Origin of the sequence: Pseudomonas sp. Teo4 (genome assembly GCF_034387475.1) — a bacterium.
GTDB lineage: Bacteria > Pseudomonadota > Gammaproteobacteria > Pseudomonadales > Pseudomonadaceae > Aquipseudomonas.
The window spans coordinates 1,443,447-1,458,972 of sequence record NZ_JAXCIL010000001.1; the positions used below are offsets into that span (position 1 = coordinate 1,443,447).

The window sequence follows — 15,526 nt, forward strand, 5'->3', positions numbered from 1 at the left end:
CCGTTCACCCGCCATTGAGGCGGGTGAACAGGCTGATCAATTGCGCTTGCCGGGTGGTGTCGGTCTTGCGAAACAGTGCGCGCAGTTGCGTGCGCACCGTGTTGATGGACACGTTCAGGCGCTTGGCGCAGTCCTCCAATGTAAGTCCTAGAGCCAGCAGTTCGCCAAGGCGTTGCTCGGCTGGCGTCAGCTGGAACAACTCGGCGAGTAACGGTGAGTGCCAATGATGGTCGAGCAAGGCCAGCAGCACCAATGGGGCCTTGAATGAGCGATTGGCTGCCGCATCGGCAGGCACAGGGGTGATCAGCAGGTCATGCCGACGGGCAGCGCCCAGGCGCAACCAGCCGGGGCGTCGCCGCCTTTCTTCTTTGTCGGCGGCAATGCGGATCAACGCCCGCAGTCGTTCATGCTGGCTGCTGCTGCACAAATGGCCGCAGTGTTCGTACAGCAGTGACCCGCTCAGGCACAGCTGTCGTGCGGCATGATTGCTGTGCAGCACCTGCCCCTCGCCACTGAGGAGCCACAGCGGTGCGGTGTGGTGATCGAGCAGCACGTCACGTTTTATCAGGTCCAGTTTCAGGCTGTTGATGCGGGCGGTGAGTTTGATCGCCTTGAGCAGGTGCGGGGTGATGCGCTCGAGCAAGGCAAAGTGGTGGGCGGTGGGGAGGGGTTCGCTCAGTTGGTGCAGGGCCGTCAGGTAAAGCCCGCCCAAGCATCGTGCTTCCAGCCGGATACTCGCGACATTGTGCAGGCCGAGTGGCTGCTCGGCGGCTTGCGATTGGTCGTTCGTGGCAAAGTCGATCAGGTCTACCTGCCAGCCACCTGCCGGGCGCGCGCTATTGGCAGGCAGACACAACGCTGAGATGCCCGGCGGCAAGCCCAGCTGCCCAATCCCTGCGCAGGCACAGGGGTCAGCGTTAACGGCGGTAGAACTCGGCTGCTGCTCGCAATGCATGACCAGAAACATCCATTGATGGCCGCAGGCTTGCGCCAGTCGGTCGAGCACCGGCTGCCATGTGGTCGCGTGCAGGGCATGTTCGTAGCACAGGCCGACCAGTTCATCGTAGAGCTGCTGTTCACGGACCTGATCGACCATGCCGGTAACCTGCCGCCCTATGGTCGCCAGAAGTGCGACCCATACTAAAGTTATATATGGCCTATGGCCTTCACTTGCGCAACACCAGCTGTCGGCATCTACCCAGCCTTGCTGGCCCTGAATGCACTAGGGCTCACCCCGCACTGCTTGCGAAAGAACCGGCTGAAGTAGCCGACATCGGCAAAGCCCAGCTCATGGGCTATCTCTTTCACGCTTGAGTCCGAATGGCCCAGCGCCCGCTTGGCCTCCAGCACCAGCCGGGCATTGACCACGTTCATCGGGGTCATGCCCAGGTGCACCTGGCACAACCGCCCCAGGGTTGCCAGGGTCATGCCCAGTTCGCCGGCATAGAAGGCCAGCGGCGGGTGCTCGCGAAAATGCATGTCTACCAGTTCGCGAAACCCAGTCAGTTGCTGGCTGCGCCTGGACTGCGGACGGCGCGCTTCGCCGGGCGTGTCGTGGGCCTGGCGCAGGGCCTGGATCAGCAACGTCAGCAGCAACGACATGCTGCTGGCGACGTGCTCACGGGCACGGTTGTGGTACTCCTCGCGCAAGGCCCGGCACAGGGGCAGTAACGGGTCTTCCTCATCGCGCCACAACGGCATGCCAAGTACCTGGGGTTTGCGGATCTGCACCAGCAGGTTGGGTGCCAGCACTTTGGCGATGCTTTCCAGCGGGTGCTGGGCGGCGGTGATCACCTGGCCTTCGACCTGGCCAGCCCAGTGAAAGCCATGCACCACCTGCGCCGGCACATAAACCACGCACGGCGCCTGCACCTGCACGCGCTCGCTATCGAAAAGCACCTCGCCAGCGCCGCTTTGCAGGTACAGCAGCTGCAGCAGCCCGTCGTGGCGGTGCGCGGCTATTTCCCAGTTGTGCGCGCCGGAGCGCTTGGAGATCGACTCCACATGCAGGGACTCATGCCACACCGGCTGCGCGGTTTCGCCGTACAGGGCGTAATTGGGGATCTTGTTCATGGTTGTTGTAATTGTTCTGGTCGCTACCCGGCCACTGTGCCACAGCCGCGCGCGAGCGGCTGTGGGCATGGACGAAATTGTCGGGAATGTGGGGGCGCTTGCAGGTTTTGTCCATTCTGCCGATTGGGGTGGCGGCCCTAGGCTGTTGGCAGATCAAGCGACACTCTGGAGAGCGGTATGCATAACAACAAGATTTCCTCCAACTGGCTGGGCCTGGACTCGGCCGTCTGCGTGGTCACCGGCGCGGCCGGTGGCATTGGTGCGGCGCTGGCTGGCGCGCTGGTCGAGCAGCAGGCCCATGTGGTGCTGCTCGACCGCGATATCGACAAATGCCGCGAACTGGCCGCCACCCTGAGCGAGCACAGCGTCGGCGAAGTGAGCGCCCTGGCCTGCGACATCGCCGACCCGGCCAGCGTCGAGCAGGCCGCCGCCCAGGTGCAGGCCCTGCACGGGCGCTGCGATGTGCTGGTCAACAATGCCAGCGTGCTGCGCCCTGGCGCGCTGGAGACCCTGACCCTGGAACAATGGAACCAGGTGCTGGCCGTGAACCTCAGCGGCTACCTGCTGTGCGCCCAGGCCTTTGGTAAGGCGATGCTCGCCCGTGGCCAAGGGCGCATGGTGCATGTGGCCTCGATTGCCGCCCACTACCCGCAGCCCAACAGCGGCGCCTACAGCGCGGCCAAGGCCGGGGTGAGCATGCTGTCGCGGCAGATCGCCGTGGAGTGGGGGCCGCGTGGCGTGCGCAGCAACGCGGTGTGCCCAGGGCTGATTCGCACGCCATTGTCGGCGGCGTTCTATGCCGACCCGAACATCGAACGCCAGCGCAGCGCGATGACCGCCAACCAGCGCATCGGCGAGCCACAGGACATCGCCGAGGCCGTGCTGTTTCTGGCAAGCCCCCGGGCCGACTACATCAACGGCGCCGAACTGACCGTGGATGGCGGGTTGGAATGCATGCCCATGGCGTTGATCCCGCGCCCGGGTTTCGAGGGGGCACGCTCATGAATACGCGTACCTGCGATGTGTTGGTCATTGGCGCTGGGGCCGGCGGCCTGGCCACGGCCATCACTGCCAAGAAGCATGGTCTGGACGTGCTGGTGATCGAGAAAGACGATTGCTTCGGTGGCACCACGGCGTTTTCCGGCGGGGTGCTGTGGGTGCCGGGCAACACACTCACCGGCAAAGACGATAGCCAGGACGCCGCGCTGACCTACCTGCGCAACGAGACCGGTGCCTGTTTCGACCCGCAAGGGGTGGATGCCTTCCTGCGCCATGGGCCGCAGATGGTGGAGTTTTTCGAGCGCGAGACCACGGTCAAGTTCGTTCCGACGCTGTACCCCGACTACCACCCGGACGTTGGCGGTGGCGTCGATATCGGCCGCTCGATTCTGGCTGCACCCTATGACATCCGCGAGCTGGGCGCCGACATGGCGCGGCTGCGCCCGCCGCTCAAGACCATCACCTTCATCGGCATGATGTTCAATTCCTCGAATGCCGACCTCAAGCACTTCTTCAACGTCACCCGTTCGCTGACCTCGTTCGTCTATGTGGCCAAACGGCTGCTGACCCACCTCAAGGAACTGGCGCTGTACCGTCGGGGCACCCAGGTGACCAGTGGCAACGCCCTGGCGGCGCGCCTGGTGAAGTCGGCGCTGGACCTGGGCATTCCGATTCTCACCGGCACCCCGGCCAGGCAGTTGCTGCGCGAAGGCGGGCGGGTCAGCGGCGCTTTGGCGCGCCAGGGCGATGGCGAGCTGCGCATCGAAGCCCGGCGTGGCGTGGTACTGGCTTGTGGCGGTTTCTCCCATGACCTGCAGCGCATCGGCCAGGCGTACGTCCATGTGCGCCGGGGCGGCGAGCATTTCTCGCCGGTGCCGGCGGGCAACACCGGCGATGGCGCGCGCATGGCCGAGGCGCTGGGCGCCAAGGTGGATATCCGCCTGCAAGCGGCGGCGGCCTGGATGCCGGTGTCGAAGGTGCCGATGGGCGGCGGTCGCCATGTTGCCTTCCCGCACCTGCTCGACCGTTACAAGCCGGGGGTGATCGGTGTACTGCGTTCGGGGCAGCGCTTCACCAACGAGTCCAACTCGTACCACGATGTGGGCGCGGCCCTGATCGATGCCTGTGCAGGCCAGTGCGAAACCGCCATGTGGCTGGTCTGCGACCGTCGCACCCTGGCCAAGTACGGCCTGGGTTACGCCAAGCCTGCGCCCATGCCGCTGGGGCCGTTGCTGCGTAACGGCTACCTGCTCAAGGGCAACACACTCGCCGAGCTGGCGCACAAGGCCGGCATCGATGCCCAAGGGCTGGAGCGCACGGTACACGAGTACAACCTGGGCGCCGTGCACGGCGAAGACCGCCAGTTCGGCCGGGGCACCACCAGCTTCAACCGCTACCTGGCCGACCCGCAGCAGCAACCCAACCCCTGCGTCGCACCGCTGGGCGAGGGGCCTTACTTTGCCGTGAAGGTGGTGATGGGCGACCTCGGCACCTTCGATGGCCTGCGTACCAGCGTGGTCGGTGAAGTGTTGGGCGCCGACCAGCGTGCCATCGCCGGGCTGTATGCGGTGGGTAATGACCGCGCCAGCATCATGGGCGGCAACTACCCCGGCGCTGGCATCACCCTGGGGCCGATCATGACCTTCGGCTACATCACCGGCCGCCACCTGGCGGGGGTGGACCAAGGGCTGGCATCGGCCGGCCCGGCACAGGAGGTGGCGTGATGGACAAGGCCATTGTCGACCACCGTATCTACACCATTCGCCCGCGGTGCATGGCGGCGTTTCTCGAGGCCTTCGATACGTTGGCGATGCCGATTCTGTTGCGCCACCTCGGCCCGCCGCTGGCGTTCTATGTGAGCAGCATCGGGCCGTTGAACCAGGTGGTGCACCTGTGGGGTTACGACAGCCTCGACGACTTCGAAAAACGCAGCGCCGCCCGTGATGCCGACCCGGATTTCGCCGCGTACCTGCACGCGACCCGTGACCTGGTGGTGGCCCAGGAGACGCGGATCGTCAGGCCCGTGCAATTCAAAGCCTTGAAGCGATCCCTGTAGGAGACGGCTTGCCGGCGATAAAGGCAACGCGGTGCATGGCACCGGCTTCGCCGGTGATAGCCGGCAAGCCGGCTCCCACAAGTACTGCGCAGCACCTGAGATAACCACAGAACCTGTAGGAGCCGGCTTGCCGGCGATCAGGTCGCAACGCGCTCCCAGTGCCCTCGATAACAACAACAAGAGGTAAGGCAATGAAAACCCCCATCGATATACGCCAGTTGATCGACCAGCAACCCATCGGCCGCTACCAGAAGTGGGTGGTCTTTCTGGGCTTTCTGATCATCGCCCTGGACGGCCTGGACGTCGCCATCATCGGCTTCATCGCCCCGCAACTTAAAACTGAATGGCAACTGGGCCCGCAGGCCCTCGGCCCGGTGCTCAGCGCCGCATTGATAGGCCTGGCCCTCGGCGCCCTGGTCGCCGGCCCGCTGGCTGATCGTTACGGACGCAAGGCCGTGCTGTTGGGCAGTGTCCTGTTGTTCGGCCTATGGACCTTGGCCTCGGCGTTTTCCCCCAACCTGGAAACCCTGGTCGCCCTGCGGTTTCTCACCGGCCTCGGCCTGGGCGCGGCCATGCCCAACGCCAGTACCCTGGTCAGTGAATACGCCCCCGCGCGCAGCCGCTCGCTGTTGATCACCCTGGCGTTCTGCGGCTTCTCGCTGGGCGCGGCTTTGGGTGGCTTCGTCAGCGCCTGGATGATCCCCAACCTGGGCTGGCGCAGCGTGCTTGCGCTGGGCGGGGTACTACCGCTTTTGGTTCTGCCACTGCTGTGGCTGCGCCTGCCGGAATCCGTGACTTTCCTGGTCAGCAAGGGCGCCGACCCGCAACGCATCCGCGCCATCGTCAGCCGCCTGGCACCGGGGCAATGCAGCCCAGACAGCACTTTCGCAATGCCGGCAAGCGCACCTTCCAAGGGTGGGGCCATCGGCACCATCCTGTCCTCCCGCTACCGCTTCGGCACCATCATGCTTTGGGTGGGCTACGTGCTGGCGCTGTTCCTGGTCTACCTGTTCAGCGGCTGGCTGCCGACGCTGGTGAAGGAGGGCGGGGGCTTCTCAGTGTCGGAGGCCGCCATCGTCACTGCCTGCTTCCAGATCGGCGGCCCGCTGGGCGCCATCACGGTGGGCTGGGCGATGGACCGTTGGCATCCGCAGCGGGTGCTGATGCTGACCTTCCTGTTCAGCGGCGCGGTGATCTTCGCCATCGGCCAGGTGGCCGGGCATTTCGCCTGGCTGTGCGCCATCGCCTGGGCGGTGGGCTTCGGCCTGAACGGCGCCAGTGTGGGCATGAACGCGCTGGCCGCGGCGTTCTACCCGACCGAGGCGCGGGCCACCGGGGCCAGTTGGATGAGTGGCATCGGCCGTTTCGGGGCGATTCTCAGTGCCTTTGCCGGGGCGCAGATGCTGGCCATGGGCTGGAGCTTCACCCAGGTGTTCGCCTCGTTGCTGTTGCCCGCGGGGCTGGCAGCCCTGGCGGTGTTGCTGCAGGGCTGGCATGCCAGGTTGCGGCGCGCTGAGGTGCTGCAGGCGGTGTGAGGGTGAGTGGAGTACAAATGTGCTCTCAGGCGCAGTCGCTGATCCAGGTCAGCGGCCGCGCCGGGTCGTCACTGAGCATGCGCTCGAACGCTGGGGACTCGATCATCGTTCGGGTACGCTGGCCCAGTGTCAGCAGTTGCTCGATGAAACCGGGCTCGACGGTGCCGCTGTGCTCCAGCGACACGCCGCTGCGGTTGTGCTGGATGGCCAGGTGGTAGCGGCTGAATCCGTCACCTTCGCCGCTGCCACACAGCACCACGGTGAAGTGCGGCCCGATCATCTGGGCCAGCCGCTGTTGCACCAGGTCGAGCAATGACAGCGGCATTTCGTCGTGCATTGCTGTGGCCAGGGCGTGGGCAGTGAAGGGAGGCATGGCGTGACCTGCTTGGCTAGAAGGATCGCCAGCATAGGCAAGGCCACTGTCAACTTGGGTTAAGCCGGGGTAAAACCGGGTAATCATCAGAATGTCTGCCCCAACGAGAACTGGAACACTTCGGTTTCCGCGCCCTCTGGCTTCTTGATCGGCGCGGCCAGGCTGAAACTCAGCGGGCCCATGGGGCTATACCAAGTGAAGCCCACGCCCACCGACACTGCCATCTGGTCGAGGCTGACGCTGCCGCAGCCCTGGGTGGTGGACAGGTAGCAGGTGTCGGCGAACACGTTGCCCGCGTCAACGAACACCGAGCTGCGCAACTGCCGCTGGTCCTTGACGAAGGGCAGGGGGAACAGCACTTCGGCGCCGCCGGTGATGAGGATGTTGCCGCCCAGGGCGTCGGTATCGCGGTCGGAGTAGTACGCCTGGCCGGCGCTGGCGTAGTTGCCGGTGGCCGGCGTGTTGCGCGGGCCGAGGGTACCGTTCTTGAAGCCGCGAACCGAACTCAGGCCGCCTGCGGTGTAGTTCTCGTAGAACGGCAGGCTGTCGGTGGAGCCATAGCCGTTGCCGTAGCCCAGGTTGGTGTGCAGGCGCAGGGAGGTGCTGGCGGTCATCGGCAGGTAGGTCTGGCCGTCGTATTCGAGTTTGTAGAACGACAGGTCGCTGCCGGGGGTGGTGGCCATGAGCGTCAGGCTCTGGGAATGGCCACGGGTGGCCAGCACGCCTTTGTTCAGGGTCGATTCGGACCAACCGACGGAGGCCTTGAGGTTGTTGAAGCTCTCGCCCTCGCGCTGGATGAAGTCGTAGATTTCGTCGGCGCTGTAGGTGCCCGGGTTGATGTCGTCGTGTTGCAGGGTCAGGCCGAAGGTCAGGCGCGAGGTCTCGTTGATCGGGTAGCCGAAATTGACCCCGGCCCCGTAGCTGTTGATGGCGTAGTACGAGACGCCATCGTCGTAGTAATCACTGTAGTCGGTGGTGCTGTAGAAGACGTTGTAGCCCAGGCTGACACCGTCCTTGGTGAAGTAGGGGTCGGTGAAGCCGAAGTTGTACTTGGTCTGGTACTCCGAACGGGTCAGGCCGATCGACACCTTGTTACCGGTCCCGAGGAAGTTGTTCTGGCTGATCGAGCCGCCGAGGATCAGACCGGCGCTCTGGGCGAAACCGACGCTGGCGGTGATCGAACCGGAAGCCTGCTCTTCGACGCTGTAGTTGACGTCGACCTGGTCGTCGGTGCCAGGCACCGGTGGCGTCTCGACGTTCACTTCCTTGAAGAAGCCCAGACGTTCCAGACGGGTCTTGGACTGGTCGATCAGGTAGGTCGACGCCCAGCCGCCTTCCATCTGGCGCATTTCGCGGCGCAGCACTTCGTCTTCGGTCTTGGTGTTGCCGCGGTAGTTGATGCGGTTGACGTAGGCGCGCTTGCCCGGGTCGACCACGAACATGATGTCCACGGTGTGGTCTTCGTCGTGCGGCTGCGGCACGCCGTTGACGTTGGCGAAGGTGTAGCCTTCGTTACCCAGACGGCGGGTGATCAGGTCGGAAGTGGTGGTCATGACCTTGCGCGAGAACACCTGGCCCGGCTGTACCAGCAGCAGCGACTTGACCTGGTCTTCCGGCACTTTCAGGTCACCCGACAGCTTCACGTCACGGACGGTGTACTTCTCGCCCTCGTTGACGTTGACGGTGATGTAGACGTGCTTCTTGTCCGGGGTGATGGACACCTGGGTAGAGGCGATGTCCATGTTGATGTAGCCGCGGTCCAGGTAGTAGGAACGCAGGCGCTCAAGGTCACCGGAGAGTTTTTCGCGGGCGTACTTGTCGTCGTTCTTGAAGAACGACAGCCAGTTGGTGGTCTTCAGCTCGAACAGCTGGGCCAGCTCTTCATCGTCGAACACGGTGTTGCCGACGATGTTGATGTGCTGGATGGCGGCCACGGTGCCTTCGTTGATCTTGATCTTCAGCGCCACGCGGTTACGCGGCTGCGGCACCACCTCGGCGTCGACCTCGGCCGAGTAGCGGCCCTGGGCCACGTACTGGCGTTGCAGCTCGTTACGCACGCCTTCGAGGGTGGCACGCTGGAAGATCTCGCCCTCGGCCAGGCCAGACTGCTTCAGGCCCTTCATCAGGTCTTCGGTGCTGATCGCCTTGTTGCCTTCGATCTCGATGCTCGACACCGACGGGCGCTCGACCACGTTGATGATCAGGACATTGCCGTCGCGGTTCAGCTGGATGTCCTGGAAGAAGCCGGTCTTGAACAGCGAGCGGGTGGAATCCACCAGGCGCCGGTCATCGGCCTGGTCGCCCACGTTCAGGGGCAAGGCGCCGAACACGCTGCCGGCGGATACCCGCTGCAGGCCGTTGACGCGGATGTCGGCGATCTTGAAGGCGTCCGCCTGGGCCAGTGAGGCGTTGAGCAGCAGGATCGACAACATCAGACGCGGGTAATTCATGGGCGGGTTCCACACAGGCGTATTCAAAGGACGCGGCCAGCCAGGCCAGCGGGCGATGAGCATACGGGCGGGGTGTGTTCGGCGCGGTTAACACAGGGTAAAGATGTGTAAAGTTTGCCGACCTGGCGGTGACAGCACGCCGTTGTGCGGGGATCATTAAGCCCAGTAGAACCTGCCGAAGCGTAACCTCCATGATTCCCGTGCTGTTGGTCGACGATGACCGTGAACTTACCGAAATGCTTGCCCAGTACCTGGCCCGTGAAGGCTTCTGCGCCACCTGCACCGCCACCGGCACAGAGGGTGAGGCGCTGGCCCTGAGCGGGCGTTTTCACATGGTGGTGCTCGATGTGATGCTGCCGGACTTCTCGGGCATCGAGGTGTTGCGCCGCATCCGCGCGCGCAGCCAGGTGCCGGTGCTGTTGCTTACCGCACGCGGCGACAATATCGACCGCATTGCCGGGCTGGAGCTGGGGGCCGACGACTACGTGCCCAAACCCAGCTCGCCGGGTGAGCTGGTGGCGCGGCTGCGGGCGATTCTGCGCCGGGTGCAGCCGCAATTGATCGGCGACAACGCCATTCCCGACGCCATCAGCAGTGGTTCATTGACCCTCTGGCCGAGCCGCCGCCAGGCGCTGTGGGAGGGCCGTAGCCTGGAGCTGACCGGCACCGAGTTCAGCCTGCTGGAAGTGCTGACGCGCCAGGCCGGCCAGCTGGTGAGAAAACAGAACCTGTCGCTCGATGCCCTGGGCCGCCCGTTGACCCGGTATGACCGGCGCATCGATGTGCATGTCAGCAGCATCCGGCAGAAGCTGGGCCCTCGGCCCGATGGCAGCAGCTGGATCCGCAGCGTGCGGGGCATGGGCTACATGCTGATTGCCGAATGATGCGCCGGCGCCTGTTCTGGAAGCTGTTTCTCGCATTCTGGCTGGCCAACTGCCTGACCTTCCTGGTGGGCGCGGGTGCCTTCATGCTCGACGAACTGCGCGGAGATACCCCGGCGCTGCGCTCATTGCTGGCCACTGAGCTGCACCTGTTGCAGCGCTTCGGCGAGCAGGCAGGCCGCCAGTTGCTGGAGGTTTCGCCACAGCCGCCGGACGTGCAGGTCGGCCTGTACGATGCCCAGGGCCGGCTGTTGGCAGGCAAGCCGGTTGAAGTGGTGCGCTTCGAGCACTCGGTGCTTGACCGTGATGGCCGCTCACTGCTGCTGCGCGCCTCGGTGCCCAGTGTCTCCGGCAAAGGGCCGCCGCCGCGCGGGCTGGGTCCGTTGGTAACCGGCACCTTGATGAGTGCCTTGTTCGCGCTGTTGTGCAGCCTTTACCTGACCCGCCCGTTGGCTTGGCTGCGCGAGGCCATGGGGCAGGTCGCCCAGGGCCGTTTCGAGGTGCGGGTGCGGCCGCGCCTGGGCCGGCGTCGCGATGAAATCGTCGACCTGGCCGAGGACTGCGACCGCATGGCCGGCCAGCTCAAGACCCTGGTGGAAGCCCAGCAGCACCTGCTGCACGATATTTCCCATGAACTGCGCTCACCGCTCACGCGGATGAACGCGGCCATCGGCTTGATGCGCCAACAGCCGGATCGGCGCGAGATGATTGCACGCATCGAGCGTGAGTCGGGGCGCATGGACGACCTGATCGAACAGCTGCTGACCCTGGCGCGTGCCCAGTCGCCGCAAGGCAGCTGCAAATATGAAGCCCTGGATGCCGTCGAGTTGCTGGCGCAGATCGTCGAGGATGCACGCTTCGAGGCGGGCCTCAAGCAATGCCAGGTGCTGTTGGTGGCGCCGCAGCCGTTCAATACGGTGGGCCATGAGGAACTGTTGTACCGGGCCTTCGAGAACGTTATCCGCAATGCGGTGCGTTACACCGCGCCAGGTTCCGAGGTACGGGTGGAGGCGGTGCTGGCCGATGGCGGTGAGCGCCTGCAGGTGAGTATCAGCGACCAAGGGCCGGGGGTGGCTGCGGCGCGCCTGGAAAGCATCTTCCAGCCTTTCGACCGCGGAGCGGACAACGGCGGTGATGGTTTCGGCCTGGGGTTGGCCATCGCTCGCCGGGCCATCGAGCTGCACCAGGGCAGCATCAGCGCCCAGGCAGCCGCCGGTGGCGGGCTGCTGGTGCGTATCGAGCTGCCGCAGTTGCAGGGCTGAGCCTATGGCTCGGGCGCCCATACCGCCCGCGGGATGCACACCTGCCCGTCGAACAACAACCTGGCTGTGCGTACCAGCCCGCACTGCGTGATCAGCCCATCGCGCAGTGCAATTTCGACGCTGAACTCACCACTGGGGTGCTCGACCGAGAGCCGCTGCGTTTCGCCTGCTGCCGTGCGCGCCACGTCCTGTGCCACCGAGCCCGGCACCAGGCAGGCGCTGGCCACGCTTACCGCACCAAACACACCAATGGAGGCGTGGCAGCGGTGCGGAATGAACGAGCGGGTATTGATTGCGCCGCCTTGGCGGGGCGCCGACACCAGGCACATCTTTGGCACGTTGCGCAGGCTGACGTCGCCCAGGTTCATGCGCGGGCCTGCTTGCAGGCGGATGGACTCCAGCCGCGCCTTCAGTGCGCTGTCGGCATCCAGCACCTCGCGGCTTTCCTCGCCGCTAAGGCCAAAGTCCTCGGCGCGCAGCAACACCACGGGCATGCCGTTGTCGATGCAGGTCACATCGACCCCGTCGATCTGGTCGCGGCTGTTGCCGGTGGGCAGCAGGGCGCCGCAACTGGAGCCCGCCACATCGTCGAAGCTGACCACCAGCGCCGCCGCGCTGCCGGGCACGCCATCGATGTGCGTGGCCCCGGCATATTCCACCTGGCCGTCGGGCGTCGGCACCTGAGCCACGGCCAGTTGCCCGGTGTTCTCCATGAAGATGCGCACGGGCGTGACCGGGCCTGAAGGGGCGACCAGGCCGCGCTCGATGGCGAACGGGCCGACGCCGGCCAGGATGTTGCCGCAGTTCTGCCCGTAGTCGACACGGGCCTCGTCGACCAGGACCTGGGCGAACAGGTAGTCGACGTCGGCGTCATCGCGGGTGGAGGCGCGGACGATGGCGACCTTGCTGGTCAGCGGGTCGGCGCCGCCAAGGCCGTCGACCTGGCGTGCATCGGGCGAGCCCATCACCGCCAGCAGCACGCGGTCGCGCAGGGTGCTGTCAGCGGGCAGGTCGTGGTGCAGGAAGTAGGCACCCTTGGAGGTGCCGCCCCGCATCAGCAGGCAGGGCAGGCGGGTCTGGCTCATGTTCAGGCATCCACTTGGTCAAGGCTGTCGACATAGCGCAGGCCCTTGGCCGCCAGGCGCGGGCGCATGTCATAGATGTCCAGGCCCAGCTCGCCGGCGGCCAGGCGTTGGCGTTTCTGCTCTTCAAGGGCGGCGCGCTGGCTGGCCGCATCCAGCACTGCAGCGGCTTCGGCATGGCGTACCACCACCACGCCGTCGTCGTCGGCGATCACGATGTCGCCGGCGTTCACCAGTTGCCCGGCACACAGCAGCGGCAGGTTCACCGAACCCAGCACTTCCTTCACCGTGCCTTGGGCGTTGATGGCCCGCGACCACACGGCAAAGCCCATCTCGCGCAGGGTCTGGCTGTCGCGGATACCGGCGTCGATCACCAGCCCGCGCACGCAACGGGCCTGCAGCGAGGTGGCCAGCAGGTCGCCGAAGTAACCGTCGCTGCAAGGCGAGCTGGGCGCCACCACCAGCAGGTCGCCTGGGCGGCACTGCTCCACGGCCACATGGAACATCCAGTTGTCACCGGGGGCGACCAGCACCGTCACCGCGCTGCCGGCCACGGCCACACCTTGCTGGATGGGCCGTACGCCTGTGTTGAGCAAGCCCTTGCGGCCCTGCGCCTCGTGCACGGTGGCCACGCCCAGGCGGGCCAGCGCATCGATCACCTCTGGCTCGGCACGCGGGAAGTTGCGCACCACGATGCCGGTCTTGCCGATCAGGGCGCTCATGCCAGGTTCTCCGTGACGCGGGGGAATACACTCTGGAAGCCTTCGGCGTGGGTGATGTCGCGAGCGCTGGTGATGCCGACGTTGCGCTTGGCCTGCACACCGCGTTGCAGGGCAACCCGGGTGTAGTACTGCCACAGGTGTTCCTGGCCGGCCATGCACTGGATGGCGGCGTACTTCTTGTCCCACACCGAGGTGATATCGAGGAAGGTATCGGGCCGCCACTCGCACTGTTCGGGCTGGTGCGGCTCGAAGGCGTAGACCGGCGGGGCGCCGACGATCTGCTCGCCAGGCTTGTAGCCTTCGGCCTGGGCGATGATGCGCGCTTCCTGGGCCAGGTGCATGGCCAGCGGGTGGTCGTAGTTGTAAGGGTCTTTCAGCGAATGGCTGAGGACGAACTGCGGTTGCACGCGGCGCATCACATCGGCCAGGCGGAACAGGGTGTCTTTGTCAGCGCGCATCGGGTAGTCGCCGATGTCGAAGAACTCGACGCTGGCGCCGAGGATTTCGGCGGCGGCGAGCGCTTCTTCGCGGCGTGCGTCCTTGACCTTGGCTTCGGTCATCTCGCCCTTGCGCCACAGCTTGGCCGACTCGCCGCGTTCGCCGAACGACAGGCAGACGATGTGCACGGCATAACCTTGCTCGGCATGCAGGGCGATGGCGCCACCGGCACGCCAGACGAAGTCGGCGGAGTGGGCGCTGACCACCAGGGCGGATTTTTGTACGGTATTCATGTTGTTCAGGCTCCTGCGGGGGGTGACGGCAGAATCGCATCGCAGGGCGGCAGGGACTAATGCGTTACAGTCGTGAAGGTATGCGTTTTGCTTATTGCCTTGTTGCAGTGCCGGGCGCATAGTCGCGCCAGCACTACGCTGTGGGCCTGGAGACGACATGAGCGACATCGAACTTCCGAATGTGATGCAGGTGCGTGCGTTTGTCCGGGTGGCCGAGGTCGGCAGTGTGTCGCGGGCGTGCGAGTTGCTGTTCCGGGCCCAGTCGGTGGTCACCCGGGCCATTGCCGAGCTGGAAGCGCAACTGGGCGTGACGCTGTTCGAACGCCACACCAATGGCATGCGCCTGACCGACTACGGCGAGTGCGTGCTGCCGCGCGCGCAGCGGGTGCTGGCCGAGCTGGACAGCGTGCCGCGTATGCTCGGGGCGCAGGCGGTGGAGCCTCTGTACCTGTTTCAGGCGCGGCGCCTGGAGATTTTCGTCAAGCTCTGCGAAGCGCGGCACATGCAGACCGTGGCTAGCCACTTCGGCCTGAGCCAGCCAGCGGTGAGCGCTGCCCTCAAGGTGCTTGAAGGTGGTTGTGGCCAGCCGCTGTTCGAGCGTACGCCACGTGGTCTGCAGCCGACCCGGGCCAGTCAGGAAATTCTGTTCCCGATTCGCCGCGCCTTGAATGAGCTGCGCCATCTCGATAGCGACCTCAGCGCCATGCGCGGCGCGTTGCGCGGGGTGGTGCATGTGGGTGCGCTGCCATTGGGGCGCACGCAGATCCTGCCGCAAGCCATCGTGCGCTTTACCGCGGCCCACCCTCAGGTGCGGGTGATCACCAATGAAAGCCCGTTCGACCTGTTGGCCACCGAGTTGCGGGTGGGGGATGTGGATTTCGTGCTGGGGGCATTGCGGCCCAGCGACTACGCCAGCGACCTCAGTGGCGAAGCGCTGATCACCGAGGACATGGTGGTGCTGGCGCGGCGCGGCCACCCGATGTTGCAGGCGCCGGTGTCGCTCGCCCAATTGCGCGAGGCCCGCTGGGTGCTGCCAAGGGCGGGGTCGCCAGCGCGGCGTCTGCTCGACAATTGCTTTGCCGAAGCCGGCCTGGACGTGCCCTGGCCGGTGGTGGAAAGCGCCGACCTGGCGATTATTCGTGGCCTGCTGTTGCAGTCCGACCTGCTGGCGGCGGTGTCTGCCCATCAGTTGGCCCATGAAATCGCCAGTGGCGAGTTGTGCCGCGTGCCAGTGGCGTTGTCGGGCACCACGCGCGCCATCGGTTTGATTTATCGCAGTGGTTGCCTGCATTCACCGGCTGCGGCGGCGTTGATGGCCTGTGTGCGGGAGGTGGTGCACGGTAAGGGCTTGGCGTGAGATTT

14 protein-coding genes are annotated in these 15,526 nt (G+C 65.4%); 7 read left to right on the forward strand and 7 right to left on the reverse strand.

Annotation, left to right across the window (positions count from 1 at the left end; genetic code table 11):
- Positions 1 to 4 precede the first annotated feature (4 nt).
- Together PspTeo4_RS06745 and PspTeo4_RS06750 are read right to left on the reverse strand one after the other, a co-directional pair.
- Positions 5 to 1,096, reverse strand: a complete 1,092-nt coding sequence (locus tag PspTeo4_RS06745; protein ID WP_322362930.1) for a helix-turn-helix transcriptional regulator — start codon at positions 1,094 to 1,096, stop codon at positions 5 to 7.
- A 98-nt stretch (positions 1,097 to 1,194) separates the two neighbouring features.
- On the reverse strand, positions 1,195 to 2,073 hold the full coding sequence (locus tag PspTeo4_RS06750) for a helix-turn-helix domain-containing protein (RefSeq protein WP_322362931.1): 879 nt from the start codon (positions 2,071 to 2,073) through the stop codon (positions 1,195 to 1,197).
- Between the two features lie 177 nt (positions 2,074 to 2,250).
- Between PspTeo4_RS06750 and PspTeo4_RS06755 the strand changes: the two genes are divergently transcribed.
- The 4 genes from PspTeo4_RS06755 to PspTeo4_RS06770 all read left to right on the forward strand — a co-directional run bounded on the left by PspTeo4_RS06755 (position 2,251) and on the right by PspTeo4_RS06770 (position 6,663).
- The gene (locus PspTeo4_RS06755; protein ID WP_322362932.1) at positions 2,251 to 3,078 is read left to right on the forward strand and encodes an SDR family oxidoreductase; all 828 of its coding nucleotides are present in this window, start codon (positions 2,251 to 2,253) and stop codon (positions 3,076 to 3,078) included.
- Positions 3,075 to 4,796, forward strand: coding sequence for an FAD-dependent oxidoreductase (locus PspTeo4_RS06760; RefSeq protein ID WP_322362933.1), 1,722 nt, complete (start codon positions 3,075 to 3,077; stop codon positions 4,794 to 4,796). Before PspTeo4_RS06755 ends, PspTeo4_RS06760 begins: the two co-directional genes overlap by 4 nt.
- Positions 4,796 to 5,128 (forward strand): NIPSNAP family protein, encoded by a 333-nt coding sequence (locus PspTeo4_RS06765; protein WP_322362934.1) that lies wholly within the window; start codon positions 4,796 to 4,798, stop codon positions 5,126 to 5,128. Before PspTeo4_RS06760 ends, PspTeo4_RS06765 begins: the two co-directional genes overlap by 1 nt.
- Positions 5,129 to 5,319: 191 nt before the next feature.
- Positions 5,320 to 6,663, forward strand: coding sequence for an aromatic acid/H+ symport family MFS transporter (locus PspTeo4_RS06770; RefSeq protein ID WP_322362935.1), 1,344 nt, complete (start codon positions 5,320 to 5,322; stop codon positions 6,661 to 6,663).
- A 25-nt stretch (positions 6,664 to 6,688) separates the two neighbouring features.
- On the opposite strand, the gene PspTeo4_RS06775 is transcribed toward PspTeo4_RS06770, so the two are convergent.
- Both PspTeo4_RS06775 and bamA read right to left on the reverse strand, forming a co-directional pair.
- Entirely contained in the window at positions 6,689 to 7,036 is a 348-nt protein-coding gene (locus PspTeo4_RS06775) for a hypothetical protein (RefSeq protein ID WP_322362936.1), read from the reverse strand.
- Between the two features lie 86 nt (positions 7,037 to 7,122).
- Positions 7,123 to 9,486, reverse strand: coding sequence for an outer membrane protein assembly factor BamA (bamA, locus tag PspTeo4_RS06780; protein ID WP_322362937.1), 2,364 nt, complete (start codon positions 9,484 to 9,486; stop codon positions 7,123 to 7,125).
- 191 nt (positions 9,487 to 9,677) lie between these two features.
- Here bamA and PspTeo4_RS06785 point away from each other — a divergent pair, with 191 nt between their 5' ends.
- A complete protein-coding gene (locus PspTeo4_RS06785) occupies positions 9,678 to 10,370 on the forward strand; it encodes a response regulator transcription factor (protein ID WP_322362938.1) in 693 nt (230 codons plus the stop codon).
- Positions 10,367 to 11,629: a sensor histidine kinase gene (locus PspTeo4_RS06790; protein WP_322362939.1), complete on the forward strand. Its 1,263-nt coding sequence runs from the start codon at positions 10,367 to 10,369 to the stop codon at positions 11,627 to 11,629. Before PspTeo4_RS06785 ends, PspTeo4_RS06790 begins: the two co-directional genes overlap by 4 nt.
- 2 nt (positions 11,630 to 11,631) lie before the next feature.
- Here the strand turns inward: PspTeo4_RS06790 and PspTeo4_RS06795 are convergent, their stop codons facing one another.
- The 3 genes from PspTeo4_RS06795 to galB are packed head-to-tail and all read right to left on the reverse strand — an operon-like array spanning position 11,632 to position 14,164.
- The gene (locus PspTeo4_RS06795) at positions 11,632 to 12,714 is read right to left on the reverse strand and encodes a 4-oxalomesaconate tautomerase (protein WP_322362940.1); all 1,083 of its coding nucleotides are present in this window, start codon (positions 12,712 to 12,714) and stop codon (positions 11,632 to 11,634) included.
- A gap of 2 nt (positions 12,715 to 12,716) precedes the next feature.
- On the reverse strand, positions 12,717 to 13,433 hold the full coding sequence (locus PspTeo4_RS06800) for a 4-carboxy-4-hydroxy-2-oxoadipate aldolase/oxaloacetate decarboxylase (RefSeq protein ID WP_322362941.1): 717 nt from the start codon (positions 13,431 to 13,433) through the stop codon (positions 12,717 to 12,719).
- On the reverse strand, positions 13,430 to 14,164 hold the full coding sequence (gene galB / locus PspTeo4_RS06805; protein ID WP_322362942.1) for a 4-oxalmesaconate hydratase: 735 nt from the start codon (positions 14,162 to 14,164) through the stop codon (positions 13,430 to 13,432). Before galB ends, PspTeo4_RS06800 begins: the two co-directional genes overlap by 4 nt.
- Positions 14,165 to 14,321: 157 nt before the next feature.
- Between galB and PspTeo4_RS06810 the strand changes: the two genes are divergently transcribed.
- Complete coding sequence (locus PspTeo4_RS06810; protein ID WP_322362943.1) at positions 14,322 to 15,521, forward strand: LysR family transcriptional regulator; 1,200 nt, start codon at positions 14,322 to 14,324, stop codon at positions 15,519 to 15,521.
- The last annotated feature ends 5 nt before the right edge of the window (positions 15,522 to 15,526 follow it).

Coding starts and splice junctions, on each gene's coding strand:
- PspTeo4_RS06745 (WP_322362930.1), bottom strand. CDS start 1,096: ATGGTCGATCAGGTCCGTGAACAGCAGCTCTACGATGAACTGGTCGGC.
- PspTeo4_RS06750 (WP_322362931.1), bottom strand. CDS start 2,073: ATGAACAAGATCCCCAATTACGCCCTGTACGGCGAAACCGCGCAGCCG.
- PspTeo4_RS06755 (WP_322362932.1), top strand. CDS start 2,251: ATGCATAACAACAAGATTTCCTCCAACTGGCTGGGCCTGGACTCGGCC.
- PspTeo4_RS06760 (WP_322362933.1), top strand. CDS start 3,075: ATGAATACGCGTACCTGCGATGTGTTGGTCATTGGCGCTGGGGCCGGC.
- PspTeo4_RS06765 (WP_322362934.1), top strand. CDS start 4,796: ATGGACAAGGCCATTGTCGACCACCGTATCTACACCATTCGCCCGCGG.
- PspTeo4_RS06770 (WP_322362935.1), top strand. CDS start 5,320: ATGAAAACCCCCATCGATATACGCCAGTTGATCGACCAGCAACCCATC.
- PspTeo4_RS06775 (WP_322362936.1), bottom strand. CDS start 7,036: ATGCCTCCCTTCACTGCCCACGCCCTGGCCACAGCAATGCACGACGAA.
- bamA (WP_322362937.1), bottom strand. CDS start 9,486: ATGAATTACCCGCGTCTGATGTTGTCGATCCTGCTGCTCAACGCCTCA.
- PspTeo4_RS06785 (WP_322362938.1), top strand. CDS start 9,678: ATGATTCCCGTGCTGTTGGTCGACGATGACCGTGAACTTACCGAAATG.
- PspTeo4_RS06790 (WP_322362939.1), top strand. CDS start 10,367: ATGATGCGCCGGCGCCTGTTCTGGAAGCTGTTTCTCGCATTCTGGCTG.
- PspTeo4_RS06795 (WP_322362940.1), bottom strand. CDS start 12,714: ATGAGCCAGACCCGCCTGCCCTGCCTGCTGATGCGGGGCGGCACCTCC.
- PspTeo4_RS06800 (WP_322362941.1), bottom strand. CDS start 13,433: ATGAGCGCCCTGATCGGCAAGACCGGCATCGTGGTGCGCAACTTCCCG.
- galB (WP_322362942.1), bottom strand. CDS start 14,164: ATGAATACCGTACAAAAATCCGCCCTGGTGGTCAGCGCCCACTCCGCC.
- PspTeo4_RS06810 (WP_322362943.1), top strand. CDS start 14,322: ATGAGCGACATCGAACTTCCGAATGTGATGCAGGTGCGTGCGTTTGTC.